The organism is Pseudarthrobacter ribosi, assembly GCF_055412865.1.
In genome coordinates this window covers 171731-197483 of sequence record NZ_JBVAYZ010000007.1, presented here as the reverse complement: position 1 = coordinate 197483, position 25753 = coordinate 171731, and the positions used below count along the sequence as shown (strand labels likewise).

The 25753-nt window shown below is 69.0% G+C and carries 25 protein-coding genes; 3 read left to right on the top strand and 22 right to left on the bottom strand.

Going from position 1 to position 25753, the window contains the following annotated elements:
- Nucleotides 1–17: 17 nt before the first annotated feature.
- Together ACZYZ5_RS09970 and hflX are read right to left on the bottom strand one after the other, a co-directional pair.
- On the bottom strand, nucleotides 18–2111 hold the full coding sequence (locus ACZYZ5_RS09970) for an ATP-dependent DNA helicase (protein WP_463901390.1): 2094 nt from the start codon (nucleotides 2109–2111) through the stop codon (nucleotides 18–20).
- A complete protein-coding gene (hflX, locus tag ACZYZ5_RS09965; RefSeq protein WP_463901388.1) occupies nucleotides 2104–3672 on the bottom strand; it encodes a GTPase HflX in 1569 nt (522 codons plus the stop codon). Before hflX ends, ACZYZ5_RS09970 begins: the two co-directional genes overlap by 8 nt.
- A 473-nt stretch (nucleotides 3673–4145) precedes the next feature.
- Here hflX and ACZYZ5_RS09960 point away from each other — a divergent pair, with 473 nt between their 5' ends.
- A complete protein-coding gene (locus ACZYZ5_RS09960; RefSeq protein ID WP_463901386.1) occupies nucleotides 4146–4760 on the top strand; it encodes a class I SAM-dependent methyltransferase in 615 nt (204 codons plus the stop codon).
- On the opposite strand, the gene dapF is transcribed toward ACZYZ5_RS09960, so the two are convergent.
- The 6 genes from dapF to ACZYZ5_RS09930 form a co-directional block, all read right to left on the bottom strand.
- The gene (dapF, locus tag ACZYZ5_RS09955; protein WP_463901385.1) at nucleotides 4741–5697 is read right to left on the bottom strand and encodes a diaminopimelate epimerase; all 957 of its coding nucleotides are present in this window, start codon (nucleotides 5695–5697) and stop codon (nucleotides 4741–4743) included. The genes ACZYZ5_RS09960 and dapF overlap by 20 nt on opposite strands.
- Before the next feature lie 73 nt (nucleotides 5698–5770).
- The gene (gene miaA / locus ACZYZ5_RS09950) at nucleotides 5771–6664 is read right to left on the bottom strand and encodes a tRNA (adenosine(37)-N6)-dimethylallyltransferase MiaA (protein ID WP_463901488.1); all 894 of its coding nucleotides are present in this window, start codon (nucleotides 6662–6664) and stop codon (nucleotides 5771–5773) included.
- A 144-nt stretch (nucleotides 6665–6808) separates the two neighbouring features.
- Nucleotides 6809–8386, bottom strand: a complete 1578-nt coding sequence (gene miaB / locus ACZYZ5_RS09945; RefSeq protein ID WP_463901383.1) for a tRNA (N6-isopentenyl adenosine(37)-C2)-methylthiotransferase MiaB — start codon at nucleotides 8384–8386, stop codon at nucleotides 6809–6811.
- Between the two features lie 39 nt (nucleotides 8387–8425).
- Nucleotides 8426–8950, bottom strand: coding sequence for a regulatory protein RecX (locus ACZYZ5_RS09940; protein ID WP_463901487.1), 525 nt, complete (start codon nucleotides 8948–8950; stop codon nucleotides 8426–8428).
- 109 nt (nucleotides 8951–9059) lie between these two features.
- Nucleotides 9060–10112, bottom strand: coding sequence for a recombinase RecA (gene recA / locus ACZYZ5_RS09935; RefSeq protein WP_307458471.1), 1053 nt, complete (start codon nucleotides 10110–10112; stop codon nucleotides 9060–9062).
- A 291-nt stretch (nucleotides 10113–10403) separates the two neighbouring features.
- Entirely contained in the window at nucleotides 10404–10622 is a 219-nt protein-coding gene (locus ACZYZ5_RS09930) for a DUF3046 domain-containing protein (protein WP_463901381.1), read from the bottom strand.
- A gap of 44 nt (nucleotides 10623–10666) precedes the next feature.
- Between ACZYZ5_RS09930 and ACZYZ5_RS09925 the strand changes: the two genes are divergently transcribed.
- A complete protein-coding gene (locus ACZYZ5_RS09925; RefSeq protein WP_463901379.1) occupies nucleotides 10667–11176 on the top strand; it encodes a MarR family winged helix-turn-helix transcriptional regulator in 510 nt (169 codons plus the stop codon).
- 134 nt (nucleotides 11177–11310) lie between these two features.
- On the opposite strand, the gene ACZYZ5_RS09920 is transcribed toward ACZYZ5_RS09925, so the two are convergent.
- The 8 genes from ACZYZ5_RS09920 to ACZYZ5_RS09885 form a co-directional block, all read right to left on the bottom strand.
- Complete coding sequence (locus ACZYZ5_RS09920) at nucleotides 11311–11763, bottom strand: helix-turn-helix domain-containing protein (RefSeq protein WP_354188493.1); 453 nt, start codon at nucleotides 11761–11763, stop codon at nucleotides 11311–11313.
- Nucleotides 11764–11903: 140 nt separating this feature from the next.
- Nucleotides 11904–12416, bottom strand: coding sequence for a CinA family protein (locus tag ACZYZ5_RS09915; RefSeq protein WP_463901377.1), 513 nt, complete (start codon nucleotides 12414–12416; stop codon nucleotides 11904–11906).
- Nucleotides 12413–13048: a CDP-diacylglycerol--glycerol-3-phosphate 3-phosphatidyltransferase gene (gene pgsA, locus ACZYZ5_RS09910; protein WP_463901375.1), complete on the bottom strand. Its 636-nt coding sequence runs from the start codon at nucleotides 13046–13048 to the stop codon at nucleotides 12413–12415. The genes ACZYZ5_RS09915 and pgsA overlap by 4 nt, the downstream gene beginning before the upstream one ends.
- 9 nt (nucleotides 13049–13057) lie before the next feature.
- Nucleotides 13058–16027 (bottom strand): FtsK/SpoIIIE family DNA translocase, encoded by a 2970-nt coding sequence (locus ACZYZ5_RS09905; protein WP_463901374.1) that lies wholly within the window; start codon nucleotides 16025–16027, stop codon nucleotides 13058–13060.
- 189 nt (nucleotides 16028–16216) lie between these two features.
- A complete protein-coding gene (locus ACZYZ5_RS09900; RefSeq protein WP_463901372.1) occupies nucleotides 16217–17908 on the bottom strand; it encodes a ribonuclease J in 1692 nt (563 codons plus the stop codon).
- Nucleotides 17909–17968: 60 nt separating this feature from the next.
- Complete coding sequence (gene dapA / locus ACZYZ5_RS09895) at nucleotides 17969–18877, bottom strand: 4-hydroxy-tetrahydrodipicolinate synthase (protein ID WP_463901371.1); 909 nt, start codon at nucleotides 18875–18877, stop codon at nucleotides 17969–17971.
- A 78-nt stretch (nucleotides 18878–18955) separates the two neighbouring features.
- Entirely contained in the window at nucleotides 18956–19759 is an 804-nt protein-coding gene (locus tag ACZYZ5_RS09890; protein WP_463901370.1) for a carbon-nitrogen hydrolase family protein, read from the bottom strand.
- 69 nt (nucleotides 19760–19828) lie between these two features.
- Nucleotides 19829–20215 carry a hypothetical protein gene (locus ACZYZ5_RS09885; protein ID WP_463901368.1) on the bottom strand — a complete coding sequence of 129 codons (387 nt, stop codon included), beginning with the start codon at nucleotides 20213–20215 and terminating at the stop codon, nucleotides 19829–19831.
- Between the two features lie 95 nt (nucleotides 20216–20310).
- On the opposite strand from ACZYZ5_RS09885, the gene ACZYZ5_RS09880 reads away from it, so the two are divergent.
- The gene (locus tag ACZYZ5_RS09880; RefSeq protein ID WP_463901367.1) at nucleotides 20311–21579 is read left to right on the top strand and encodes a heparan-alpha-glucosaminide N-acetyltransferase domain-containing protein; all 1269 of its coding nucleotides are present in this window, start codon (nucleotides 20311–20313) and stop codon (nucleotides 21577–21579) included.
- A 62-nt stretch (nucleotides 21580–21641) separates the two neighbouring features.
- Here ACZYZ5_RS09880 and ACZYZ5_RS09875 read toward each other — a convergent pair whose 3' ends face one another.
- From ACZYZ5_RS09875 to ACZYZ5_RS09850, 6 genes are all read right to left on the bottom strand, one after another.
- Entirely contained in the window at nucleotides 21642–22124 is a 483-nt protein-coding gene (locus tag ACZYZ5_RS09875) for a hypothetical protein (RefSeq protein ID WP_463901486.1), read from the bottom strand.
- Nucleotides 22125–22129: 5 nt separating this feature from the next.
- A complete protein-coding gene (dapB, locus tag ACZYZ5_RS09870) occupies nucleotides 22130–22888 on the bottom strand; it encodes a 4-hydroxy-tetrahydrodipicolinate reductase (protein WP_463901365.1) in 759 nt (252 codons plus the stop codon).
- A gap of 98 nt (nucleotides 22889–22986) precedes the next feature.
- Nucleotides 22987–23478, bottom strand: coding sequence for a molybdenum cofactor biosynthesis protein MoaE (locus tag ACZYZ5_RS09865; protein ID WP_463901364.1), 492 nt, complete (start codon nucleotides 23476–23478; stop codon nucleotides 22987–22989).
- Nucleotides 23468–23980, bottom strand: coding sequence for a MogA/MoaB family molybdenum cofactor biosynthesis protein (locus tag ACZYZ5_RS09860; RefSeq protein ID WP_463901362.1), 513 nt, complete (start codon nucleotides 23978–23980; stop codon nucleotides 23468–23470). Before ACZYZ5_RS09860 ends, ACZYZ5_RS09865 begins: the two co-directional genes overlap by 11 nt.
- The gene (moaC, locus tag ACZYZ5_RS09855; RefSeq protein WP_463901360.1) at nucleotides 23977–24480 is read right to left on the bottom strand and encodes a cyclic pyranopterin monophosphate synthase MoaC; all 504 of its coding nucleotides are present in this window, start codon (nucleotides 24478–24480) and stop codon (nucleotides 23977–23979) included. Before moaC ends, ACZYZ5_RS09860 begins: the two co-directional genes overlap by 4 nt.
- Entirely contained in the window at nucleotides 24468–25691 is a 1224-nt protein-coding gene (locus ACZYZ5_RS09850) for a molybdopterin molybdotransferase MoeA (protein ID WP_463901358.1), read from the bottom strand. Before ACZYZ5_RS09850 ends, moaC begins: the two co-directional genes overlap by 13 nt.
- Between the last annotated feature and the right edge of the window lie 62 nt (nucleotides 25692–25753).

The following is a 25753-nucleotide window of genomic DNA, read 5'->3' as shown; positions in this document are numbered from 1 at the left end:
CTGGCGTTCGCACCGTACTACGTGGCGGGCTGCCCGGATTCCTTGGCGAGCCGCTCCAGGGCCGAGAGTGCGATCGCGGTGTCGGTGGTGGGCCAGAACGGCGGCAGGGCGGCGCGGAGGAATCCCCCGTAGCGCTCGGTGGAGAGCCGTGAGTCCAGCACTGCCACCACTCCCCTGTCGGTCGTCGTGCGGATCAGGCGGCCGGCGCCCTGGGCCAACCGGATGGCGGCGTGGGTCGCGGACACGCTCATGAAGCCGTTGCCTCCGGCCTGGGCCACCGCACGGGACCGTGCCGTCATCAGCGGATCGTCCGGCCGCGGGAACGGAATCCGGTCGATCACGACGAGGCGGCAGGACGTCCCCGGCACGTCGACACCCTGCCACAGCGACATGGTGCCGAAGAGGCAGGTGTCCGGCTCGTCGGCGAACTGTTTCACCAGCGCGGTCATGGTCGAATCCCCCTGGCAGAGGATGCTCATGTCCAGCCGCGGCCGCAGGGCCTCAGCGGCGTCCTCGGCGGCGCGCCGGGACGAGAACAGGCACAGAGCCCCGCCGCCGGAGGCCCGGATCAGCTTCTCGAGCTCGTCGATGGCCTCCGGGGACGTGCCGCGGCCGGGTTTGGGCAGGTGCTTGGCCACATAGAGGATGCCCTGTTTCGGGTACTCGAAGGGCGAGCCGACGTCGACCCCGGTCCAGCTCGGGGCACCGGGTCCGACCAGGCCCAGGCCGGCGGCGGCCGGTTCGAAGGCGGACCCGATCGCCAGGGTCGCCGAGGTCAGGATCACGGTGTGGTCCGCGAACAGACCCTCGCGGAGCCGCCCGGCGACGCTGAGCGGGGCAATGTTGATCAGGGCCGGCGCGGACTCGTCGGGCTGGGAATACCCCTGCTGCGGGTCGAAGGTGCTGTTGCGGGAGAACCAGACCACCTCGCGGTTTTCGCGGGCGGCGAGCAGCCGTTCGCAGAGCTCTAGGATCACCATGAGGCGGGAGCGCGCGAGCTGGCGGCCGCCGTCGGCCGTGTTGGCGCTGTCCCCCTTGGAGTCCGAGAGCGCCGCGCGGCAGGCGTCCCGCAGCTGGTCCACGCAGTCCAGTTGTTCGCTGTTCAGGCCGTTGGGCATGAGTCCGCCGGGGACCCCTTCAATGGCAAGTTCGAGGTTGGACGCGGCGTTGTTCAGAGCGTCCACGGTGATGCCCGTGTTTTTCCGGGCCCCGGACGCGGCGACGTGCACCATCGCGACGGAGAGCTGGCCGGACACGGCGCCCGTCACCCGGTCCTGCAGCTCGTGGGCCTCATCGACCACCACAACGTCGTACTCCGGCAGGACCGCGAGGCCCTCGAAGGCGCTGACGGCCAGCATGGCGTGGTTGGTGACGACCACGTCGGCGTCCGCGGCGTTCTGCCGGGCCAGTTCGCTGAAACATTCGGCCGCGAGGGGGCACTTCTGCGCGCCCAGACACTCCATTGAGGTGACGGAGACCTGCCGCCAGGCACGGTCCGTGACCCCGGGCAGGAGTTCGTCCCGGTCCCCCGTCACGGTGTCCTCGGCCCACTCGCGCAGCCGGACGACTTCCTTGCCGAGCTGGGACGACGGGCCGCCCATCGCCGCGGCGAAATGCGGGACGGCGGTGTCCTCGCCGAGCGAGAAGAGCTGGCCTTCGGAGGGCTCCTCGGAGGGGAAACCGCCTTCGAGCTTGTGACGGCACACATAGTTGGAGCGGCCCTTGACGAGGGCGACCTTGACGGGCCGTTCCAGCGCCGGGGTGATGGTCTTCAGCAGCCGGGGCAGGTCCCTGCCGACGATCTGGGTCTGCAGGGCCAGCGTGGCGGTGGAGACCAGGGTGGGCTTGTCGCTGACCAGCGAATGGGCGATCAGCGGGATCAGGTAGGCGAGGGACTTGCCGGTTCCCGTGCCGGCCTGGACCAGCAGGTGGTCGCCGCTGTCAATCGCGTGCGCCACCTGCCGGGCCATCTCATGCTGGCCGTCGCGGCTTTGGCCGCCCATGCCGGACACGGCGCGGTCGAGAAGTTCGATAACGAACTCCCCGCCGGCCGGGCCGCGTGTTCCTGCCGAACGTTCTCCGTCGGGTTCGGTCCCCGCGGCGTCAGTCATTGCTGATGAACGAATCCAGTTCAGCGGCGAATCCTTCGCGCACCATCACGACGGCGCGGGTGCCCGCTTCCTCGTGGTCAAGGCTGAGGATCTCGGCGTCGGTTTCGTGCAGCTTGCTGAGCAGGTCCCCGCGGTTGTACGGGATCATCAGTTCGAGCTTCACGCTGGGACGGGGGATGCCTTCGCTGACGGCCTTGAGCAGTTCCGGGATGCCCTCGCCGGTGCGTGCCGACACCACCACGTGGCGCGGTTCGCGCTGCTTGAGCCGTTCGATCACGAAGGGATCCGCGGCGTCGGCCTTGTTCAGGACGATGATTTCCGGCACCTTGCGGGCGTCGACCTCGCTGAACACCTTGCGGACGGCGGCGATCTGGCCTTCCGGATCCGGGTGGGAGACGTCCACAACGTGCAGGATCAGGTCCGCGTCAGCGACTTCCTCCAGGGTGGAGCGGAAAGCCTCCACGAGCTGGGTGGGGAGCGATCGGACGAAACCCACGGTATCGGCCAGGGTGTAGCCCAGCCCGTCCGAGGTCTCGGCCTTGCGGACCGTCGGGTCCAGGGTGGCGAACAGGGCGTTCTCCACCAGCACACCGGCGTCGGTCAGCCGGTTCAGCAGCGAGGACTTGCCGGCGTTGGTGTACCCGGCGATCGCAACGGACGGCACGGAATTGCGACGGCGGTTGGCGCGTTTGGTCTCCCGGGCCGGTTTCATCGCGGCGATTTCACGCCGCAGCTTGGCCATCCGGGTGCGGATCCGGCGGCGGTCCAGTTCGATCTTGGTTTCACCGGGACCGCGCGAGCCCATGCCGGCACCGGCGCCGCCCACCTGGCCACCGGCCTGGCGGGACATCGAGTCACCCCAGCCGCGCAGGCGCGGGAGCAGGTATTCGAGCTGGGCCAGTTCAACCTGGGCCTTGCCCTCGCGGCTCTTGGCGTGCTGGGCGAAGATGTCCAGGATCAGGGCCGTGCGGTCGACGACCTTGACCTTGACGATGTCTTCCAGGCTGCGGCGCTGGGACGGTGCCAGTTCGGCGTCGACGACGACGGTGTCGGCGCCGGTGGACATCACGATGTCCTTGAGCTCCTGGGCCTTGCCGGAGCCGAGGAAGGTTCCCGGGTCGGGCTTGGCGCGGCGCTGCACGATCCCGTCGAGGACCTCAGAGCCGGCGGTCTCGGCGAGAGCGGCGAGTTCGCGGAGCGAGTTCTCGGCGTCGGCGAGCGTGCCTTCGGTCCAGAGGCCGGCCAGCACGACACGCTCCAGGCGCAGCTGCCGGTATTCGACTTCGGTGACGTCTTCGAGTTCCGTGGACAGCCCGGCGGTACGGCGCAGGGCGTGCCGTTCCTCGAGGTCCTGCTGGTCACCGTCGTAATTGCTGTGTTCCTCGTCCCGCCGGGAGATCGCCTGCGCCTTGCCGAGCACCGACGTGGACTCGCCGGCAGCCGGAGCTGCCTTCCGGGCAGGGGTGTCCTTGGAGAGGATCCGGTCGATGACAGCCTGGATCTCCGCAGGACTCATGTCCTGGGCTGCTGAATCGGGTCCGGTGTTGGGCTGACTGGTCATGGTCTCCTTTAGAGGTTCGGCAGTTTCAGAATAGTGCCGATCGGTGCTGTGTGGGGCGGTATTCGCGCTGGGCTGACGACTATTCGTCAAACGGGGCTCCTGGAATGCCCGCGGCAGCGGTGCCGGGGCGGTGTGGGCTCCGCGAGGGAGCGGTGAGAACGGGAGGAACAGGCGTTGTCCGGCCTTGAGGAGGGGAAACTTTCCGCCCGGCCGGGCTCCATGAGCGCTGCCAGACTCCAAGTGGATCGGGCGCCAGCGGCTGGTCCTTTTCGGGATTATCGCGGGGGGCGCACTGAGCGGAAGGTAATTACCTGCGTCGCTGCGGGGACGGGATTTAACCCGCGCCGGCTACTTGAAGTTCAAGAACATGTTTTTAACACTAGCAGACGGCCCGGCTGCCAGAAGGTCCATCGGCCTCCGGCCCCGTGCCGCGGTTTCGCCTCCGGGCCGGGGGCCAACTAATCTGGGCAGTTATGGAGTCTGCACACTATTTCAGCGCCCAGCCGGCCGGGCCGTTCACCCGTAAGCCACTGACCGTGGAACTGGCCGGTGAGACCCGGCACCTGCAGACGTCCTCGGGCATCTTCAGCCCGGACGGCATCGACAAGGGTACTGCCGTGCTGCTGGCCGAGGCGCCCGCCCCGGCCCCGCAGGGAACGCTGCTGGACATCGGCTGCGGCTGGGGCCCGATCGCGCTGACGCTGGCGCTGCGGGCACCGCACGCCCGGGTCTACGCCGTGGACGTCAACGAACGGTGCGTGACCCTGACCAACGAGAACGCCGCGCTGCTGGGGCTGGGGAATGTCACGGCCAGCACGCCCGACGCCGTCGACCCCGGGCTCCGCTTCGACACGATCTGGTCCAACCCGCCCATCCGGATTGGCAAGGACGAGCTGCATGCCCTGCTGCTGCTCTGGCTGCCGCGGCTGGCGCCCGGCGGCTCCGCGTGGCTGGTGGTACAGAAGAACCTCGGGTCGGATTCCCTGCAGCGCTGGCTTGCCGCGGAGCTGGACAGCAGCCTCACGGTGACGCGCGAAAGCACCTCGAAGTCGTTCCGCATCCTGCGGATCAGGAAAGCGTCCCACTAGCGACGATCACCGCGGGGCCGCTGAGCTCAACGTGCTCGTGGCCCTCCGCCCCGAGGAAGAACTTCACTCCGACGACGCCGCCCGGGACGTGGACGTTCCACACATCCGGGGCGCCCTGGCCGGCCCAGTGGCGGATCGCGACGGCCGCCGCGCAGGCGCCGGTGCCGCAGGACTGCGTCTCCCCCACCCCCCGCTCATGAACGCGCATCGTGATGGTGCCGACGCCGTCGTGGACCAGCGGCTCGGACGGGACCACGAACTCAACGTTGGTGCCGCGGGGCGGCGTGGGGTCCACGTGCGGTGCGGTGAACAGCTGGGTGGCTTCCAGTTCGGCCAGTTCGGCCAGCGCAACGACGGTGTGCGGGTTCCCCATGCTGACGGACAGGGCGGGCCGTGCGACTTCGAGCCCCGTTGCGCTGACCAGCGAATCCATGGCCCGCGCGGTGGCCTCTCCGGGGAAAATGAACTCCCAGGGGCCCATGTCGACGGCGTAGCCGGCCGCGGTGCGGACGATCGTTTTGGCGCCGCCCCGGGTGCCGATGGTGAGTGATTCGCCGGCGGGCAGCTCGACCAGGCCCTCGGCGATCAGAAAGTGCACAAAGACGCGGACGCCGTTGCCGCACATCTCGGAGAGCGAGCCGTCGCCGTTGCGGTAGTCCATGAACCAGGCGGCGTCCGGGTGCTGCGTGAGCAGCTCCTGGCCCTCCGCGAGCAGCCGGGACGGGACGGCGCGGATCAGTCCGTCGCCACCGATGCCGCGGTGCCGGTCACAGAGTGCCGCGACCTGCTCCGGCGTCACCGCCAGGGTGCCGTTGGGGTCGGCCAGGAGCACGAAGTCGTTCCCCGTGCCGTGGCCTTTGGAAAACGTGAGTCCGCTCAGGGCTGCGGTGTCACCGGTGGAGTTGCGGTCAGCGGCCACGGCCAGGGTTTCGTCCATGCTCCAAGGTTACCGTTCCTGCTCGGGCCGCCGGATGACCGCCCCGGCAAGCCATCCGGCTGGCGCGGTCTTTTCAGCCGGCGAGGCAGATGGCGGCGGCCCTGGCCACGAGGTTCGGGTCCTGCCAGTCGAGCCAGTGGATCCGGGGGTCGGCCCGGAACCAGGTCAGCTGGCGGCGGGCGAACTGCCGGGTCGCGACGATCGTTTCCTCCGCCGCCTGCGCCGCGTCGGATTCACCGTCGAGGACCTTGAGGAACTGGGCGTAGCCGAGGGCGCGCGGCGCCGTCCGGCCGAGCCGGAGCCCGGCGGCATCGAGGGTCCGGACTTCCTCGAGCAGCCCGCTTTCCACCATGGTGTGGACCCGGCGGGCGAGCCGTTCCCGGAGCTGCCCGCGGTCCACCTCGAGACCGATCTGCACCGCGGGCCGGACGTACTCGCGGGTGGGCATGAAGGAACTAAAGGGCCTTCCGGTCAGCTCGAACACCTCGAGCGCGCGGATGATCCGGCGAGTGTCGCCGAGCCGGCCGGCGGAGACCGGGTCCACGCCTTCCAGACGGGCGCGCAGCGGCGCCGCCCCGCCGGTTGCCAGTTCCGCCTCGAGCCGGTGCCGGATGGCCGGGTCCGTGCCCGGGAATTCCAGCACGTCCAGGGCTGCGCGGACGTAGAGCCCGGAGCCTCCGGCAAGGATGGCGCGTTTCCCGCGCGCGTGGATGTCGGCGATGAGCGCACGGGCCTGCTGCTGGAAGTCCGAGACGCTCGCTTCCTCGGTCACGTCCAGGATGTCCAGGAGGTGGTGCGGCACTCCCCTGCGTTGGGCCTCGGTGATTTTGGCGGTACCGATGTCCATGCCGCGGTAGAACTGCATGGAGTCGGCGTTGATGACCTCGCCGTCGAGCTCCAGTGCCAGCGAGACGGCGAGGTCGGACTTGCCGGAGCCGGTCGGCCCGACGACGGCGACCACCGGCAGCGCCGGTTCTGCACTGTCCCAGGCGTCGCCGGTCCGGGCTGCGCCGGTTTGGGCTGCACCGGTTTGGGCTGCGCCGGTTTGGGTGGCGCCGGCCTCCGCGGCCCGGGCTTTGCCTGCCGGGGCGTCCTGCGGGTCCGCCACGGGCTAGCGGCCGCGGACGGGAAGGGTGGGCATGCCCAGAGACACTCCCGTGGTGCCGGCGGCGGATCCCACAACGGGTGCGCCGCAGGAATCGGCCTGGGACCTGTCCCAGGCGTCGCCGGCCCGGGAGCGGCGAAGGCTGTAGTCGTCCGCCGACGCCGGGTCGGCCACGAGGTGGAACGCCGCGGCCTCGGTGATGGTCACGGTGACCAGGTCGCCGGGGCGGGGCGTCCCGGCGCCTGCCGGCACGGAGAAGTGGACCAGGCGCTGGTCCTGGGACCGCCCGGAGAGCCGGTGGGTCTCCCCGGCTTTGCGCCCGGACTGTGCCGTGACCATGACCTCCACGCGCCGGCCGAGCTGGCGGGCGTTCTCCTCGGCGGCGATCCTGTCCTGCAGGGCGGTGAGGCGTTCGAAGCGTTCCTGCACCACGGCCTTGGGGAGCTGGTCCGGGAGCTCGGCGGCGGGAGTGCCCGGCCGCTTGGAGTACTGGAACGTGAAGGCGGTGGCGAAGCGGGACTTTTCCACGACGTCGAGCGTGGCCTGGAAGTCCTCCTCGGTTTCACCGGGGAACCCGACGATGATGTCCGTGGAGATGGCGGCGTGCGGGATCTTCTCGCGGACCTTGTCCAGGATGCCGAGGAACTTGGTCGAGCGGTAGGACCGCTTCATGTCCTTGAGGACCTTGTCCGAGCCGGACTGCAGCGGCATGTGTAGCTGCGGCATGACGTTGGGGGTCTCGGCCATGGCGTCGATGACGTCGTCGGTGAAGGCTGCGGGGTGCGGGCTCGTGAACCGGACGCGTTCCAGGCCGGGGATGTCCCCGCAGGCGCGGAGCAGTTTGGAGAAGGCCTGCCGGTCGCCGAATTCGACACCGTAGGAGTTCACGTTTTGGCCCAGCAGTGTTACTTCGATCGCGCCGTCGGCGACGAGGGCCTGGATCTCGGCCAGGATGTCGCCGGGACGGCGGTCCTTTTCTTTGCCGCGGAGGGCCGGGACGATGCAGAAGGTGCAGGTGTTGTTGCAGCCGACGGAGATCGATACCCAGCCGGAATAGACGGAGTCCCGCTTGGTCGGCAGGGTGGAGGGGAAGACGTCGAGGGACTCGAGGATTTCGAGCTGGGCTTCCTTGTTGTGGCGCGCCCGTTCCAGCAGGGCCGGCAGGGCGCCGACGTTGTGGGTGCCGAAGACGGCGTCGACCCAGGGGGCCTTTTTCAGGATGGTGTCGCGATCCTTTTGCGCCAGGCAGCCCCCGACGGCGATCTGCATTCCGGGGTTGGCGGCCTTGACCGGCGCCAGCATGCCGAGGTTGCCGTAGAGCTTGTTGTCGGCGTTTTCCCGCACCGCACAGGTGTTGAAGACCACGACGTCGGCCAGTTCCCCGGCGGCGGGGACGTAGCCGGCGGCCTCGAGCATCCCGGACATGCGCTCGGAGTCGTGCACGTTCATCTGGCAGCCGAAGGTCCGCACCTGGTAGGTGCGGGGCTGCTGCGGGGCGGAGGGCTGCGTCCCGGGACCCGGGATGGACATGGGGTCCGTGGAAGGGGTGGTGCCGGCTGCTGGGGAAGGAATGGTCAAACTCACCTGTTAAGGGTACCGGGTCGGCACGGCGCCGGGGCGTCCTCAGAAATCAGCCGCGGACCCTGCCTCCGAACCGGCCACGGCGTCGTCGAGGACTTCGCCCACGATCCGGAAGGCCTGGGAGGGCTGATAACCCTTGCGGGCGAGCATGGACGCGAGCCGGCGCGTGGTTTTGTCCCGCTCGGCGCGGTCCTCGAACCCGGTCACGCCCCGGAGCTTCCGCCGGACCAGTTCGCGGGCTGCGGATTCCTCGTCCTCGTCGCTGAGTTGTTCCAGGGCGAGGGCGGCGGTTTCCGTGCCGATGCCCTTTTCGGCGAGTTCCCGCCGGAGCGCACCCTTGGCGAGTTTGCGGCTCTGCGCGCGGGACCGCACCCACATCTGGGCGAAGTCGGCGTCGTCGATGAGTTTTACTTCCTCGAAGCGGTCCAGCACGGCTTCGGCGACCTCGTCGGGGACGTTGCGCTCGGCCAGTTTGCGGGCGAGCTGCAGCCGGCTCTTGGGCGAGTTCGTCAGTTGCCGCAGGACAATGGCCCGCGCGAGCGCGGCGGGGTCCGCGTCGCGGTCCAGCTCGGCGGCAGGGCCCGCCCGGCGGGCGCCGTCCGCGGGCCGGTGTGCGGCGTCAACGCCGGGGGCAGGATTCCGGGACGGGAATCCTGCCCCGTTGCGCCGTCGGCCGTTAGAAGCCGTCAACGGCCTTCAGCTTCGGTTCTGCCTCGGTTTCGGCGGGGGCCTTGACGCCGACGCCGAGCTTTTCCTTGATGAGCCGCTCCAGCTCGGCAGCGAGTTCGGGGTTGTCGCGCAGGAACCGGCGGGAGTTCTCCATGCCCTGGCCCAGCTGGTCACCGTCGTAGGTGAACCAGGAGCCGGACTTCTTGATGATGCCGTGCTCGACACCCATGTCGATGATGCCGCCTTCGCGCGAGATGCCCTGGCCGTAAATGATGTCGAACTCGGCGATCTTGAAGGGCGGGGCCATCTTGTTTTTGACGATTTTGGCCTTGGTGCGGTTTCCGACGGAGTCAGCGCCCTCCTTGAGGGTTTGGATCCGGCGGACGTCGATGCGGATCGAGGCGTAGAACTTCAGGGCCTTACCACCGGTGGTGGTTTCCGGGGAGCCGAAGAAGACGCCGATCTTCTCGCGCAACTGGTTGATGAAAATGGCCGTGGTCTTGGTCTGGCTCAGGCGGCCGGTGATCTTACGGAGGGCCTGGCTCATCAGGCGGGCCTGCAGGCCGACGTGGCTGTCGCCCATGTCGCCTTCGATTTCCGCGCGGGGAACGAGGGCGGCAACGGAGTCGATGACAATGACGTCCAGTGAGCCGGAGCCGATCAGCATGTCCATGATTTCCAGGGCCTGCTCGCCGGTGTCCGGCTGGGAGACCAGCAGGGCGTCGGTGTCGACGCCGAGCCGGGCGGCGTACTCGGGATCGAGGGCGTGCTCGGCGTCGATGAAGGCGGCGATGCCGCCGAGGCGCTGGGCACTGGCGACCGCGTGCAGCGCCACCGTGGTCTTACCGGAGGATTCCGGTCCGTAGATTTCCACGACGCGGCCGCGGGGCAGGCCGCCAATTCCCAGGGCAATGTCCAGTGCGATGGACCCGGTCGGAATGACCTCGATGGGCGCACGGACTTCGTCACCAAGGCGCATTACCGAGCCTTTGCCGAACTGCTTGTCAATCTGGGCCAGCGCTGCGTCAAGCGCTTTCTGGCGATCCGGGGCTGCGGCCATGGTTCACACCTCTAATACTTTCTCGCTGTGGAGTGGCCGTTCCGGCCCTGTGTCGTGATCGGTTGTTGTGATCAGTGTTCGTGATCGGTTTTTCGGTCATTACTGAAGCTACTGGCACCCACCGACAGAGTTGCCTGCTTGCCCCGCGTATGTGGAAAAGCTCTAAAAAAAGCATAGTCCTACCCGAACAGATATTCGAACAATCGGTGCGGCGTGTCAGGCGCCGGCTGCCGGCACGGCGCTGGAACGCCGCCGGCCGGAGCCCCTGCCTGAGCCTCGCCGGAGGCTGGGTCAGCGGGGTTTGGCGTCGCGGCCCAGCCGCCGCTCGGGCGGAACATCCTGGACCTCGCACAGCGCGAGCCACACCTGCCGGGGCGGTATCCCCGCACTCAGGGCCTGGTCGGCTGTCCGGCCGCCGACCCCCGCGAGGACCAGGGAACTGCTGAGGACCCGGGAATACCCTGCCCCGAATTCGTCGTCCATGAGCCGCCAAAAGTCACTGATTCGCACCTCTCGAGTCTCTCACGACACGGGAGGACCCTAGAATGGTTGCCATGAGCAACTCAGCCGTTGGCCCTGGGATCCCCGGCGGCGCTGACGATTCCACCGAAACGGCGCTGACCGCCGTCGAGCACCAGCTGAGCCTGCTGTGGCGGCGCGCCCGTTCGATCTCACACCATCTCTCCCGCCAGGTCCACCCGGATATGGAACCGGCGGCCTACGGCCTGCTCTCTGTGATCCGCAAACAGGGCGCCATGCGGCTGACCGAGCTGGCCTCCAGCATCGGCGTCGGGAAGCCCTCGGTCAGCCGGCAAATCGCTTTCCTGGAACGCCTCGGCCTGGTCTCCAAGGAAGCCGACCCGCTCGACGGCCGCGCGCAGATCATCCGGCTGACGCCCACGGGCGAAGAGCGGATGCACGAGGTGCAGGACGCCCGGCGCGAAGTCTTCCGCGAGCGGCTGGGCGAGTGGCCGCTGGAGGAACTGCAGACCCTGACCCGCTACATCGCCAAACTCAACGCCACCTATGAGCGTGACGGCTTCCCCCGGGACGAACCGCAGTAGCCCCGCACCTCCGCCGCGGCCGGCCACGCACAAGCCGCCGCAGGCCCCGGCAGAAAATGCCGGGCGGGCCATCACGGTGCACGCAAAAGACCCCGGCACACCGCCGGGGTCTTTTGTCGAGTAGTGGGTGGGGGCTAGCGTGCCCCGGAGAGGAGGCCCTTGGCCAATTCCTCGTTGAGGTCGGAGTTGAGCTCACGGTCCAGGTCGCGGCCGTAGCGCTGTGCAAACTCCTGCGGGACGGTGTCCGGAACCGCAACTCCCTCGGCGACGGCGACGCGGTCGCTGACTTCGCGGAGCATGCTGGAGAGCGGAACATCGAGGGCCGAGCAGATCGAGGAGAGCAGCTCCGAGGAGGCTTCCTTCTGGCCGCGTTCCACTTCACTCAGGTAGCCCAGGGAAACGCGGGCACTGTGCGAGACTTCGCGGAGGGTACGGCCTTGGCGTTGGCGGACATCGCGGAGCACATCACCGATTTCGTGACGAAGTACAACCATCTTGCGCTCCTTCTGTTCGCTCTTGGCCTGATCGGCGAGGCCCACATCCTTCCAGCGGACAACGCCGTTAACGGATACGGGCTGCTTTACCATCTGTATCGCCTTGCTCCCTCTTTGTGTCGAGCCCGCTGGTCAAAGCGGACACTGATGATGCTTTCATCCTAGGCGCCTCCCTTATTCGGAAGCGACACAATGTAACAACTATTAGACATCAAGTTTTGTTCCCGGCAACTTTACGCCCGGTAGCTTGCGGAAGCCAGAACCTCCAGCAGGCGTTCCAGGGCAGCGGCGCAGGCCTGCCCGCGGACTTCCGGCCGGTTGCCCTCAAAGCTGTACCCGTACGACGTCGAGCCGTCCGCGGTGGCGACGCCGATGTAGACGGAGCCCACGTCCTTGCCGCCGTGCGGTTCCGGGCCGGCGACGCCGGTGGTGGCGACGCCGATGTCGGCGCCGCAGATCCTGCGGGCGCCCTCGGCCATGGCCTCGGCGACCCGGCCGTCGACGGCACCGACGGTGTCCAGCAGGTCCCGGGGTACGCCGAGCACCTCGGCCTTGACCGAGTTCTGGTAGGACACCACCCCGCCCTGGAGCATCCCGGAGGCGCCGGGAGTGTCGGCGAGCATGGCGGCGACCATGCCCGCGGTGAGGGATTCAGCCGTGGCGACGGTCAGGCCGCGGCCGATCGCCCCGGTGACGGCCTCTTCGGCCAGGTGATGCAGGTTGATCGGACGGTGGGGAGTGGTCATGATTTGCCCTCCTGGATCTTCTGGGCCCGGATGCCGCTGGCGCGCAGCTTGAGGGCCTCGATGACGTATTCGACGCCGGTCCAGACCGTGATGGCCAGGGCCACCATCATGACCGCGAAGGCCACGACGCCGAGCCACGGCGCAATCGAGGCCAGCGGGAGGATGTACAGGAAGATGGCCACGGTCTGGATGACGGTCTTGAGTTTCCCGCCGCGCGACGCCGGGATCACGCCGTAGCGGATGACGAAGAAGCGCAGGGCGGTGACGCCCCATTCCCGGACGAGGATCAGGATGGTGACCCACCAGGGCAGCTCCCCCAGCAGCGAGAGCATCACGAGGGCCGAGCCGATCAGCAGTTTGTCGGCGATGGGGTCGGCGATCTTGCCGAAGTCGGTGACCAGGCCGCGGCTGCGGGCGATGTCGCCGTCGAGCTTGTCCGTGTAGATGGCGACAGCGAAGGTCGCCGCGGCGACCCAGCGCCACACGCCGTTCTGGGCGACCAGCCCCGGTGCGTCCAGCAGGAGGAACCAGACGAAAAACGGCACCATCACAATCCGCAGCATCGTCAGGATGTTGGGCAGGTTCCAGATCCGGGACGCGGATCCGGTGCTGTTGGCTTCGGCGCTAGTCACCTTCCTAGGCTACCGTCCGGTGAGCGACCAGGCGTCGTTGGAGTCCCCGTCGTCCTCATCCGGGCCGCGGGAGCTCGCGTCGGCACCGTCGGCGCCGTCTGCACCGTCGAAGTATTGCGTGTTCTGGCCGCGCCGGTCCAGGTCCGCGGCGACGAGGTCCTCCGCGTAGCCGCCCTGGGCGACGTTCGCGTTGGCGTTCTCGCTCAGGGCCGCGGTCTGGGAATCGGCGATGGCGGGCACCTCCATGCCCTTCATGGCTGCGAGAACCGTCGCCAGGTCATCGGGTTTGACCAGGACGTCGCGGGCCTTGGAGCCCTCGGAGGGGCCCACCACGCCGCGGGATTCGAGCAGGTCCATGAGCCGTCCGGCCTTCGCGAAGCCGACCCGCAGTTTGCGCTGCAGCATCGAGGTGGAACCGAACTGGGTCGTGACCACGAGCTCGGTGGCCTGCAGCAGGACCTCAAGGTCGTCCCCGATGTCGTCGTCGATCTGCTTCCTCGGCGCCTCCGGGGCGACGTCGTCGCGGTACTCGGCCTTGAGCTGGCCCTTGACGTGCTCGACGACCTTGTGGATTTCGGATTCAGTGACCCAGGCGCCCTGGACACGCATGGCCTTGGAGGCGCCCATCGGCAGGAAGAGCGCGTCACCCTGGCCGATCAGTTTCTCGGCGCCCGGCTGGTCCAGGACCACGCGGGAGTCGGTGACCGAGGAGGTCGCGAACGCCATCCGGGAGGGCACGTTGGCCTTGATCAGGCCGGTGACGACGTCGACCGAGGGCCGCTGGGTGGCGAGCACGAGGTGGATGCCGGCGGCACGGGCCAGCTGCGTGATGCGGACGATCGAGTCCTCGACGTCGCGCGGGGCGACCATCATCAGGTCGGCGAGTTCGTCGACGATCACGAGGAGGTAGGGGTACGGCCGGATGACCCGTTTGGACCCCTCGGGCGGGTGGACCTTGCCGGCGCGGACGGCCTTGTTGAAGTCGTCGATGTGCTTGAAGCCGTAGTTGGCGAGGTCGTCGTAGCGGGCGTCCATCTCGCGGACCACCCATTGCAGGGCCTCGGCGGCCTTTTTGGGGTTGGTGATGATCGGCGTGATCAGGTGCGGGACGCCCTCGTAGGCGGTGAGTTCCACGCGCTTGGGGTCCACCATGACCATGCGGACCTCGTCGGGGGTGGCGCGCATCAGGATGGAGGTGATCATGGCGTTCACGAACGCCGACTTGCCGGCACCGGTGGCGCCCGCCACCAGAAGGTGCGGCATCTTGGCGAGGTTCGCGACGACGTAGCCGCCCTCGACGTCCTTGCCGACGCCGATCACCATGGGGTGTTCTGTCCGCCGGGCGTTCTGGCTGCGGAGCACATCGCCCAGCGACACGGTCTCGCGGTCCGTGTTGGGGATCTCGATGCCGATCGCGGACCGCCCGGGGATGGGGCTCAGAATGCGGACGTCCGAGCTGGCGACGGCGTAGGAGATGTTCTTGGACAGGGCGGTGACGCGTTCCACCTTGGTGCCCGGGGAGAGCTCGATCTCGTAGCGGGTCACGGTGGGGCCCCGGCTGAAGCCGGTGACCTGTGCCTCGACGTTGAACTGGTTCAGGGTTTCGGTCAGGGAGGCGACAATGGCATCGTTGGCCTCGGTTCGTTCCTTGGGGATGGAGCCCGGCGTCAGCACGTCCGACGGCGGCAGCGTGTACGTCACATCGCCGGCCAGCGACAGCTGCTCGGTGCGCTGCGGAATCGGGGTGGGCAGCGGTGCCGGGGCCACGGGATGGGACGGGACCTTCGCGGCGGCCGCGACGGCGGCGGCGCCCGGCGCGGGGTCTGCCGGGTTCAGCGAGCCGGCGGCCACCATGCCCGGGGTGACGAGCGGGATCGCCTCGGTGGCGTTGTCCCCGGCCGCTCCGGCGGCGCTCCCCAGCCCCTGGGCTGCCTTGATCTTCTCGACGGCGAGCTCGGCCTGGGTGGGACGGCGCACCCCCGGCGCGACGGACTTGGAGCCGGTTTTGGCGCCACCGGCGGACCGGGCGGCTTCGGCTTCCTCATCGGCAATCAGCGCCCGTTCGAAGGCCTCGTCGCCGACGTAGCCTTCGAGTCCGGCATCCTCGTCCTGGTCCTTGCCGAAGAGGCGGCGGCGCTTCTTCTTGGCCGGGGCCGGGGTGTCGTTTTCGTAAAGGTAGCTGCGGTCATGGCCGTTGGCGTCGGTTTCCTGGTCCTGCAGGTCGATGCCCATGAGGTGCTCGTAGGCGCCGCGCAGCCGGCCCGGGATGGCGCCGAACGGCGTGGCCGTGACGATCAGCAGGGAGGTGAAGGCGAGCAGGCCGTACACGGCCAGCGGGACGGCCGGGTGGATGGCGGCCAGCGGGGCGGCGGCGAGGTAGCCGAGCATGCCGCCGGCGCGGCGCAGTCCGTCGAATCCCTCGGCGACGCTTGGTTCCCCGCCGATGACGTGGGCCAGGCCGGTGCCGGCGAAGGTCATGATCAGGAAGCCGATCCCGATCCGGTTGTTGCCGCGGCCGTCGACGGGCTGGCGGAACAGCCGGAAGGCGCAGACAACCAGCATGAGCGGCAGCAGCAGCGACATCCAGCCGAAGGTCCCGTTGACGATTCCGTAGACCATGTCCGGGAACCAGCCCTGGAAGCCCCACCAGGCGAAGGTGGCGACGAAGACCCCGAGCGCGAGGTTGAACAGGGCTGCGCCGTCGCGGCGGTCCTCGGGGGCGAGGTCGCTGACGTCGTAGCCGATCCGGCGAATTCCCGCCCCGACGACGTGGGCAACGCCCAGCCAGGCCCCGGCCACCATCCGGACCAGCCAGGGCTGTCTGGGCTCGACGGCGGCCAGCTGGCGGGTGCGCGCGGTACCCGTTGTTCCGGAGGGCTTACTGGATTTGGACGCAGCCGGGCCGGAGCCCCGAGCCGAAGAGCTGCCTGATTTACCGCTGGGGTTTCCTCTAGGCGCGGAGGAAGTACGTGTCGCCATACCCGCTACGGTACCTGACTCCGGGCCGAAAACCGCGGATTTCCGGGCCTCCGCGGGGATCATGTTGCCGGCCGGACACGCAAGAACGGCCCTCCCGGTCCGCCGCAAGCGGTAGCCTGCGGCAGGCCGGGAAGGCCGTCATGGTGCGAAGCAAGTTGCTGAGGATGCCAGCGCTTGGGCACCCGGAGCTTAGGCTTCCAGGACCACCGGGATGATCAGGGGCTTGCGGCGGAGCTTGCGGTTGACCCAGGTGCCGACCACGCGGCGGACAACCTGCTGCAGCTGGTGCGTGGTGTGGTCCGAGCGGTTGAGCACGGCCTCTTCCAGGGCGGCGTTGATCTTGGGGATGATCTCGTCGAAGACGGAGTCGTCCTCGGCCACGCCGCGGGCGTGGATCTCCGGACCGGAGACGACCTTGCCGGTGGCGCGGTGGATCACCGTGATGATGGAGATGAAGCCTTCGTCACCGAGCGTCTGGCGGTCCTTCAGGTCCGCTTCCGTGACTTCGCCAACACTGGAGCCGTCGACGTAGACGAATCCGACTTCGACCTGGCCGACGATGTCGGCCTGGTGGTCCCGGAGGTCGATGACGGTGCCGTTGTCCGCGAGGAGGATGCTTTCCTCGGGGACGCCGGAGTCCAGGGCGATCTTGCCGTTGGCGATCAGGTGGCGGGTTTCGCCGTGCACCGGCATCGCGTTGAGCGGTTCCAGGATGTTGTAGCAGTACAGCAACTCGCCGGCGGCGGCGTGGCCGGAGACGTGCACCTTGGCGTTGCCCTTGTGGATCACGTCGGCGCCGAGCTTGAGCAGGCCGTTGATGATGCGGAACACGGCGTTCTCGTTGCCCGGGATGAGGCTGGAGGCGAGGATGACGGTGTCGCCCTGGCCGACGACGACGCGGTGGTCACCGTTGGCCATCCGGGACAGGGCCGCCATCGGCTCGCCCTGCGAACCGGTGGACATCAGCACCACGCGGTTGTCCGGCAGGTTGTCGATGTTCTTGATATCGACCAGGATGCCCGGGGGAACCTCGAGGTAGCCGAGCTTCTCGGCGATAGCCATGTTGCGGACCATCGAGCGGCCGACGAAGGCCACCTTGCGGTTGTGGTTGGCGGCGGCGTCGAGGACCTGCTGGACGCGGTGCACGTGCGAGGAGAAGGACGCGACGATCAGCCGCTTGGAGGCCTGGCCGAAGAGCCGGTCCAGGGTGGGTCCGATTTCCTTCTCGGCGGTGGTGAAACCCGGCACGTCGGCATTCGTGGAGTCCGACATGAACAGGTCCACGCCTTCTTCGCCCAGCTTGGCGAAGTGGCGGAGGTCGGTGATCCGGCCGTCCAGCGGCAGCTGGTCCATCTTGAAGTCGCCGGTGTGCAGCACGGTGCCGCCGGAGGTGCGGAGGAACACGGCGAGGGCGTCGGGAATCGAGTGGTTGACGGCGACGAATTCGCATTCGAACGGACCGAACTTCTGGACCTGTCCCTCGGTGACGGTCTGGGTGACCGGCTTGATCCGGTGTTCCAGCAGCTTCGCCTCGATGAGGGCCAGCGTCAGCCGGGAGCCCACCAGGGGAATGTCGGCGCGCAGGCGCAGCAGGTACGGAACGGCGCCGATGTGGTCCTCGTGGCCGTGGGTCAGAACGACGGCGACGATGTCATCGAGGCGGTTCTTGATGTAGGAGAAATCGGGCAGGATCAGGTCCACGCCGGGCTGGGTTTCCTCCGGGAAGAGGACGCCGCAGTCGACAATGAGCAGCTTGCCGTCGATTTCGAAGACGGTCATGTTGCGGCCGATCTCCCCCAAGCCACCGAGCGGAACGATCCGCAGGGTGTCCTTGAGCAGTTTCGGCGGCGTGACAAGGCCGGGAAGGGCGGTTTGGGTCATAATGCACTACTTTCCAGGCGGTGGCCGGCCTGGTCTCTCGTCATCAGAAAGAACACCTGATCAGGAAAAGACCATTCCGGCTTCCGCCAAGTCCTCGCGGATGGTTTCGATCTCAGCTTTGTCCGGCTCCACGAGGGGCAAACGGACAACCGAGTTGGGCAGGACTCCCTGCCACTTAAGAACTTGCTTCGCAGCAACAGCACCCTGAATGTGGGTCATCACTGCACGGACCACAGGGTCCAGTTCGAAATGTATGGTGCGGGCGGTGGCGAAGTCGCCCGCAAGTGCGGCATCGATCATGGCGCGGAACTGCCGCGACGCGACGTGCGCGGAGACGCTGACGAGCCCGACGGCGCCCGCTGCCATCCACGGCAGGGTCAGCCCGTCGTCGCCGGAGTAAACGTCCAGGTCCGTGTTCGCGAGGACCCGGGTGAGGGCGGCAAAGTCGGCCTTGGCATCCTTGAGCGCCACGATGTTCGGGTGGTCCGCGAGCCGGATCATGGTTTCGGGCAGGATCGGCACACAGGAACGGCCCGGGATGTCGTAGACCATAACGGGAAGATCGGCGGCGTTGGCGACGGCTTCGATGTGCGCCTGGATGCCGGCCTGGCTCGGCTTGTTGTAGTACGGGGTGACGATCAGCTGGCCGTGCGCTCCGGCTTTGGCGGCACGCTTGGCCATTTCGATCGAGTGCGAGGTGTGGTTGGTGCCGGTGCCGGCGATGACCTTGGCCCGGTCTCCGACGGCCTCCACGATGACCCGGAACAGCTTTTCCTTTTCGTCGTCTTCCAGCGTGGAGGTCTCCCCCGTGGTGCCGGAAATAACGAGGGCGTCGTTGCCGTCGTCGACGAGCTTGTTGGCCAGCTCGGCGTTCTGCTGGTAGTCGACCTCACCGTCGGAAGTGAAAGGCGTGACCATGGCGGTCACGAGGGTTCCGAACGTGTAAGAGCGGGGATCAGAGTCAGGCATATGAAAAACGTTACCCTGTCCCCGGCGTGATCCGACAATGACGGCGACGTGATGAAGATCAAACCCGGCCCCGGCGCCTCATCCGGCGGCCGGCCCGCGGGGGGCCGGGGCAGCGCCATTCCGGGCCGGGCGTTCCCGGGCATAGCGGTCCAGGGCGCCGTGGTGCAGGGTCGCGGTCAGCACTTCGGTCCCCGTGCCGGCCGCCTGCCGGATTAGGAGTCCGTCCGGTCCCCAGAAACCGCTCCCGCCCGCCGAAGGACCGGATTCGGTGGGGCCGCCGAGGTTGGCCAGCACGCTGAACATCCGGTTGTCCATGGCCCGCGCGCCCAGGTGCAGGGCCAGCCGGTGGTCCTCGCCAGCGGTGTAGAGGGCCGAGACGGCGTAGACGTCGGCACCGGCTTCCGCGGCGTCGCCGGCGTGAACCGGACGGGCGGCGTCCAGGCAGATGGCCAGGGCGATTTTCCAGCCGTCCAGGTCCAGGATGACCGCGTGGTCTCCGGCGCGGAAGAACTGCTGCTCCGGGCCGTGGAGCCACATCTTGAACCCGGTGTCCAGTCCGCCGTTGGGGTGCAGGGCGAGCGAGGCCAGCCGGGGCGTGCCGTCCGCTTCCCGGAACGGGGCACCGACGACTGCGGTGATCCCGGTGCGCCGGCAGATTTCCCGCACTCCGTCCAGCCGCGGGTCCGCGGCGGTCACCCACCGTCCCGGGTCAGTCAGCCCTGTGAGGCCATAGCCGGTCAGGGACAGCTCGGGGAACACCACGAGCCGGGCGCCGTGGTCATCCGCGTCTTCGATGAGCCGGATGTGTTCTTCAACATTGGCTGGAATGCCGCCGTCGAGGGTCGTGTACTGGATGGCGGAGAGCGTCAGCGCGGTGGTCACCCTGCCATCCTAGGCACCGCGCACCGCCAAGGGCAGGCCCCGGGATGAAGCCAGGCCACAGCCGCCGCATCAGGCCGCCGGGGCATCACCGGCCGGCGGGGCGGTGCAGTAGCGGCCCACCGCCGTTTCGCGCAGGGACTCGGCCCAGGCCGCGAGCCGCTGGGCGGCCCGCACGTAATGGAACAGCTCGGTGGGGGTCAGGGATTCGAGGTCGGTCTCGGCGAGCCGGCGGGCAAGTTCCGCGCCCGGGGCCTGCGCGGACAGGACGGTGCCTTCGCGCTGCCACTGGACGTCCTCAGCGGCTTCGCCGGCCACCAACTGCCGGAAGAGGAAATCCACGACGCCGGGGCTCATCGCCTTGAGGACACCGGACGCCGCGTCCGGGACGCGTTGCTCCGGCCCGGTGGAGCGGCGCGTCCCGGATGCGGGGAAGGCGGGCTCTGGTGTGTTGTTCATGGGCCCATGCTATTCGAACATATATTCGAATACAAGTGCCGCGCCCCACAGCTTTGGGCAGGCTGCCGCACAGGCGGATATGAGACGATCGAGGCATGACCCCGCGCGGAACAGCCTCCTCAGCCAGGACCGCCCGGGGTAGGGCCGGAAGCACAGCCGGAGCCGGCAAGACCAGCGGCCCCGGAGCGCGGCTGTCGGGGATCGATGCCGCCCGCGGGCTGGCCCTTCTGGGCATGATGGCCACCCACGTGTTTCCCACCTTCGAGTCCAATGCCCAGCTCTCCCCCACCTGGGTGGGGCTCGTGTTTTCCGGACGCGCTTCGGCTTTGTTCGCCGTCCTCGCCGGAATCGGGCTGGCATTGTCCACCGGCAAGCAGCAGCCGCTGCAGGGTCCGCAACTGTGGGCGGCCCGCCGCGGCATCGCGCTCCGGGCGCTGGTGATCGGCGCCGTCGGGCTCTGCCTTGGCGGGCTCGAAGTGAACATCGCCATCATCCTGGTCCACTACGCCGTGTTGTTCCTGTGCGTGCTGCCGTTCCTCGGCCTGGACGTCAAACACCTGATGGTACTGGCCGCCGGCTGGGTGCTGGTGAGCCCGGCGCTCGCCTACCTGCTGCGGCCCTGGCTCCTCGTCGCCCAACTGCCGCTGCAGCTGGGCCACAACCCCAAGTGGGAGGATCTGTCCACCCCCGCCGTGCTCCTGGGGGACCTGTTCCTGACCGGCTATTACCCGGTCCTCCAGTGGATCGCCTATCTGCTGATCGGCCTCGCGATCGGCCGGCTGGCCCTCACGACCGCCGCGGTCCCGGTCCTGCTGATTGCGGTGGGAACCGCGGTGGCGGTCCTGGCCAAGTGGTTCAGCGTGGTGATGCTGGAGGACTGGGGCGGCCGGGCGGCGCTGCAGGAGACCCTGCTCGATCCCTCGTATCCGCTGGCGAGTCTCCTGCAGGTCAACCTGGCCGGCGTGGACCAGACCGGCTCCGCCTGGTGGCTCGCCTCCAGCGCCCCGCATTCAAGCACCACGCTGGATCTGCTGCACACCTCCGGGGTGGCGGCCGCCGTCGTCGGCGTCTTCCTGCTGCTGGGCCGGCTGGTCCAGCAGATCGGACTGGATGTGCTGCTCCCGCTGCGCGGTGCCGGCGCCCTGACCCTGAGCTTCTACACGGCCCACCTGTGCGTGATGGCCTCGCTGTACGGCCAGCCGCTGCCGTCCGGGTGGACAGTCGAGGGCGTCTATTGGGCGCAGGCCGTGGCGATCCTGGTCCTGGGCGGAATATTCGCGGCCCTGGCGTGGCGGGGGCCGCTGGAGTGGGTGGCGCATGCCGCCAACCAGCTCGGCCGCTACCAGCCGGCCCGAGTCCGGTAGTCCAGCCTCCGACGCCCCGGCACCCGCCCGCGCCCGGCAGCACGGGGTCCGCGGTCCGCGGCTCAGGCCTGGCGGGATCCCGTGCGGTACAGCCGGACGGCGTCGCGCATCGAGGCGCGCGCCCGCTTGCGGTCGCCCGCGGCGTCATAGGCGCAGCTGAGCCGGAACCAGGAGCGCCAGTCCTCCGGCGCGGCTTCCGCCTCGGCCCGGTACTTCTCGAATTCCAGGTCCGCGGCTTCGCGGATGATCCGCCCGGCGGGGGTGCGCGGCAGGTTGTCCACCGGCAGGCCGCCCTCGGCTTCGAGGATCTTCGCCAGCCGTTCGGTGCGGGCACCGAAGAGCAGCTCGCGGACGAGTGCCCACGCGCCGATCACCGGCAGGAGCAGGTACGCCACGCCAAGGGCCTGGGCGACCGGGTTGGCGTCCGTCATCAGCAGCACCGCGCGCTGGAAGGACACCACGAGGTAGAAGACCAGCAGGAGGGTGACGGCACCGACCCAGATCTTGGTGCGGTTGGCTTTGAACGCGGTCAGGACGTTGGCCACGGCGCTCAAAGCCCCAGGTCCAGGTAGCCGTCCAGGCCCACGGTGAGGCCCGGCCGGGAGGCAATATTGCGCACACCCAGCAGCACGCCGGGCATAAACGAGGCCCGATCGAAGGAATCGTGCCGGAGGGTCAGCTGCTCCCCCGGCCCGCCCAGCAGGACTTCCTGGTGCGCCACGAGGCCCCGGAGCCGGACGCTGTGGACGCGGACGCCGTCGACCTCGCAGCCGCGGGCGCCGGCGAGCCCGCTCGTGGTGGCGTCGGGGCTGGCCGGGACTCCGGCGGCTGCACGTTCGGCGGAGATCAGCTGCGCGGTGCGCACGGCCGTTCCGGACGGGGCGTCCACCTTCTCCGGGTGGTGCAGTTCGATGATTTCCACCGATTCGAAATAGCGCGAGGCCCTGGCCGCGAAGGCGGAGGCCAGGACTGAGCCGAGCGCGAAGTTCGGCGCGATCAGGACTCCGACGCCGGCCTGGCCGGCGAGGAGCTGCTCGAGCCGGCCCAGCTTGTCGGCGTCCCAGCCGGTGGTCCCCACGACGGCGTGCATGCCGTGTTCGACGGCGAAGCGGACGTTCGCCTCGGTGCTCTCGGGGACCGTCAGGTCCACCACGATCCGGGCTCCGGCGTCGACGAGGGTGTCCAGGGAGTCGTTCCGGCCCAGCGTGGCGACAAGTTTCAGGTCCGCGGCGGCCTCGACGGCGGCCACCGCTTCGGCGCCCATGCGCCCGTTCGCGCCCAGCACGGCGACTGCGAGTTGTTCGGTCATGCCATCAACCCTACCGCCGGGGCAGGTGCCGGCCGGAACCGGCGGCCTGCGTTACAGGCCCGCCGCGCGGCGCTGATCCCGTGGGTTCGGGGGCCGGATCAGGCGCCCGCGCCGACCCACTCGACCGTGCCGTCGGTGAAGAACTGTTCCTTCCAGATCGGAACCTGGGCCTTGACCCGGTCCACGAGTTCCGAGCAGACCGCGAAGGCCTGGCCCCGGTGCGCGGCGGAGACGGCGCAGACCAGGGCGGGGTCGCCGATCTCCAGCATCCCGATCCGGTGGGCCACCCAGATCCGCACCGGCTGGACCGGCGCAGCGCCGGTTTCGCCGGCCGTCCCGCCGGATCCTCCGGCAGCCTGTTCGGCGACGAGCTGCGCGACGACGTCGGCCATCACCTGGTGCGCCGTCGGGTGCGCGCTGTAGCTGAGCCGCTGGACCGGCTTGCCGCCGTCGTGGTTCCGGACCACGCCGCTGAAGCTCACCACGGCGCCCGCGGTGTCCGATTCGACCGCGGCGATGGCCTGGTCCACGGAGATGGGTTCGGCGCTGAGCACCGCGTTCACCACGTCAAAGGTCGAGTCAGTGGCCATGGCTGCCCTCCAGCTGGTCGCAGAGGTGTCCGAGGATGGGATCCAGCACGCTGAGGCCGTCCATCACACCCTTCGGGGATCCGGGGAGATTGACGATGAAGGTCTGGCCGGCGGCGCCGGCGTGGCCGCGGCTGAGCATCGCCAGCGGCGTCTTGGCGGTCCCGGCCCCGCGGATGCCTTCCATGATGCCCGGGATCTCCCGGTCCAGCAGGGGCAGCGTCTGTTCCGGGGTGGCGTCCGTGGGGCTGAGCCCGGTGCCGCCGCTGGTGATGATGACGGCCGGCGCCTGGGTCAGGAGCGCACGCAGGGCTGCGCCCACGGCCTCGCCGTCCGGGACGACGAGGGCAGGGTAGGTCTCGAAGCCGTGTTCGGTGAGCCAGTCGGTGATGACAGGTCCGGTCAGGTCCTCATAGATGCCGGCCGCGGCCCGGGTGGAGGCAATCACGACGCCGGCCTTGCGCCCGGTGGCTTCGCCGTGCCGGTGTGGTTCGGGCATGCTCATAGTGTCCAGTCCCCGCTCTTGCCGCCGCTTTTGGCTAGCACTTTGATGTCCGTCAGTACCGCGTGTTTGTCCACGGCCTTAATCATGTCGTACACGCAGAGGGCGGCCACCGAGGCCGCGGTCAGCGCTTCCATCTCGACACCGGTGAGCCCGCGGGTCTTGACCGTGGCGAAGACGGTGACCGTCTCGGTGTCGAGCTCGAAGTCGACCGTGACCTTGGCAATCGGCAGCGGGTGGCACAGCGGGATCAGCTCCGCGGTCTTCTTGGCGGCCATGATGCCGGCGACCCGGGCGACGGCGAGGGCATCGCCCTTGGGCAGGTCTCCCGCGCCGAGCAGGGCCAGGACCTCGGCGGTGCTGCGGACCGTGGCGGTGGCGGTGGCCTCGCGGGTGCTCTCCGCCTTGTTGGACACGTCGACCATGTGGGCCGTGCCGTCCTGCCGGAGGTGGGTCAGGCTTGGGGTTCCCGTTGCGGGGTTTTCTTCGTTCACAGCATCCATACTTCCACCTCGGCGCCCTCGGCGAGCGCGGCAATTCCTTCCGGCACCTGGATCAGGGCGTTGGAGTGCGCCAGGGCACTGACGAGGTGCGAGCCGGCGCCGCCTTCGAGCCGGACGGTGCCGTCGGGGAGGACGGTGCCGCGCCGCACCTGGTGCTTGCCGGCCGGGGACGCCAGCGGCCCGGCCAGCCGTGCCCTCACCACCGGACGGGGTGCCGGCGAGCCGAAGAGTCCGCCAAGCGCGGGCCGGAGGAACATTTCGAAGGAGACGAGGCAGCTCACGGGGTTTCCCGGGAAGCCGAGGACCGGGACGCCGTCGAAGGTTCCGATCCCCTGCGGGCCGCCGGGCTGCATCGCGACGCCGAAGAAGTCGACGTTGTGGCCCTCCATCGCCTGCCGGACCACCTCGTAGGCGCCCTTGCTGACACCGCCGGTGGTGACGATGAGGTCCACGTCCGCCGCGTGCCGGTGCAGCAGGCCGGCGAGTTCCTCCGGGCGGTCCGTAGAAATCCCGGTCCGGGTGACGTGGAGGCCGGCCTGGCGCATGGAGGATTCCAGCAGCGTGGCGTTGGAGTCGTAGATCTTGCCCGGCCCCAGCGGGCTGCCCGGTTCCACGACCTCGTCGCCGGTGGTGGCCAGCAGGATCCGCAGCACCCGGTAGACAGGGACCTCGGTGAAGCCCAGGGCGGCCAGCAGTCCCAGCTGTCCGGGTCCCAGGCAGGTTCCGGCCGCCAGGGCCAGCTCCCCGGTGCGGATGTCGCTGCCGGCGTCGCGGATGAAGTTCCCGGCCGGGACGGCGGGCAGCCGGACCGTGGCCGGCACGCCGGGCGCGGGGAAGACCGCGGGAAGGGCCTGTTCAATCGGGACGACGGCGTCCGCCCCGGGAGGCAGCATGGCGCCGGTCATGATCGGGGCGGCCGTCCCGGGGGCAAGTTCAGGGGGTGCGGCACCGGCCGGCACGGGGGCGACAACGCGCAGTTCGGTGCCGCCGTCGGGCACGTCGGCGCTGCGGACGGCGAAGCCGTCCATCTGCGAATTCGCGAACGGGGGCAGGTCCAGGGGGGCCACAACGTCCGCGGCGAGTCCCCGGCCCAGTGCGGCGAGGAGCGGGAGCAGTTCGATCCGGTCCGGGCTGCGGAGCGGGGCCAGCAGTTGGCGGACGGACTCGCGGTGCGCTTCCACGGTGACGTGCCGTGCCTGGGTGCGGTGCATACGTTGGTGACCCCTCGTCGTGGGCCATTGGCGTGGCTCGCCGGCCCGGCTCCCCGGCCCGG

What these genes read in the sequence shown, in the direction of transcription:
- ACZYZ5_RS09970 (WP_463901390.1), bottom strand. Translation starts at nt 2,111, where the DNA reads ATGACTGACGCCGCGGGGACCGAACCCGACGGAGAACGTTCGGCAGGA.
- hflX (WP_463901388.1), bottom strand. Translation starts at nt 3,672, where the DNA reads ATGACCAGTCAGCCCAACACCGGACCCGATTCAGCAGCCCAGGACATG.
- ACZYZ5_RS09960 (WP_463901386.1), top strand. Translation starts at nt 4,146, where the DNA reads ATGGAGTCTGCACACTATTTCAGCGCCCAGCCGGCCGGGCCGTTCACC.
- dapF (WP_463901385.1), bottom strand. Translation starts at nt 5,697, where the DNA reads ATGGACGAAACCCTGGCCGTGGCCGCTGACCGCAACTCCACCGGTGAC.
- recA (WP_307458471.1), bottom strand. Translation starts at nt 10,112, where the DNA reads ATGGCCGCAGCCCCGGATCGCCAGAAAGCGCTTGACGCAGCGCTGGCC.
- ACZYZ5_RS09925 (WP_463901379.1), top strand. Translation starts at nt 10,667, where the DNA reads ATGAGCAACTCAGCCGTTGGCCCTGGGATCCCCGGCGGCGCTGACGAT.
- ACZYZ5_RS09920 (WP_354188493.1), bottom strand. Translation starts at nt 11,763, where the DNA reads ATGGTAAAGCAGCCCGTATCCGTTAACGGCGTTGTCCGCTGGAAGGAT.
- ACZYZ5_RS09915 (WP_463901377.1), bottom strand. Translation starts at nt 12,416, where the DNA reads ATGACCACTCCCCACCGTCCGATCAACCTGCATCACCTGGCCGAAGAG.
- ACZYZ5_RS09905 (WP_463901374.1), bottom strand. Translation starts at nt 16,027, where the DNA reads ATGGCGACACGTACTTCCTCCGCGCCTAGAGGAAACCCCAGCGGTAAA.
- ACZYZ5_RS09900 (WP_463901372.1), bottom strand. Translation starts at nt 17,908, where the DNA reads ATGACCCAAACCGCCCTTCCCGGCCTTGTCACGCCGCCGAAACTGCTC.
- dapA (WP_463901371.1), bottom strand. Translation starts at nt 18,877, where the DNA reads ATGCCTGACTCTGATCCCCGCTCTTACACGTTCGGAACCCTCGTGACC.
- ACZYZ5_RS09885 (WP_463901368.1), bottom strand. Translation starts at nt 20,215, where the DNA reads ATGAACAACACACCAGAGCCCGCCTTCCCCGCATCCGGGACGCGCCGC.
- ACZYZ5_RS09880 (WP_463901367.1), top strand. Translation starts at nt 20,311, where the DNA reads ATGACCCCGCGCGGAACAGCCTCCTCAGCCAGGACCGCCCGGGGTAGG.
- dapB (WP_463901365.1), bottom strand. Translation starts at nt 22,888, where the DNA reads ATGACCGAACAACTCGCAGTCGCCGTGCTGGGCGCGAACGGGCGCATG.
- ACZYZ5_RS09865 (WP_463901364.1), bottom strand. Translation starts at nt 23,478, where the DNA reads ATGGCCACTGACTCGACCTTTGACGTGGTGAACGCGGTGCTCAGCGCC.
- ACZYZ5_RS09860 (WP_463901362.1), bottom strand. Translation starts at nt 23,980, where the DNA reads ATGAGCATGCCCGAACCACACCGGCACGGCGAAGCCACCGGGCGCAAG.
- moaC (WP_463901360.1), bottom strand. Translation starts at nt 24,480, where the DNA reads ATGGATGCTGTGAACGAAGAAAACCCCGCAACGGGAACCCCAAGCCTG.
- ACZYZ5_RS09850 (WP_463901358.1), bottom strand. Translation starts at nt 25,691, where the DNA reads ATGCACCGCACCCAGGCACGGCACGTCACCGTGGAAGCGCACCGCGAG.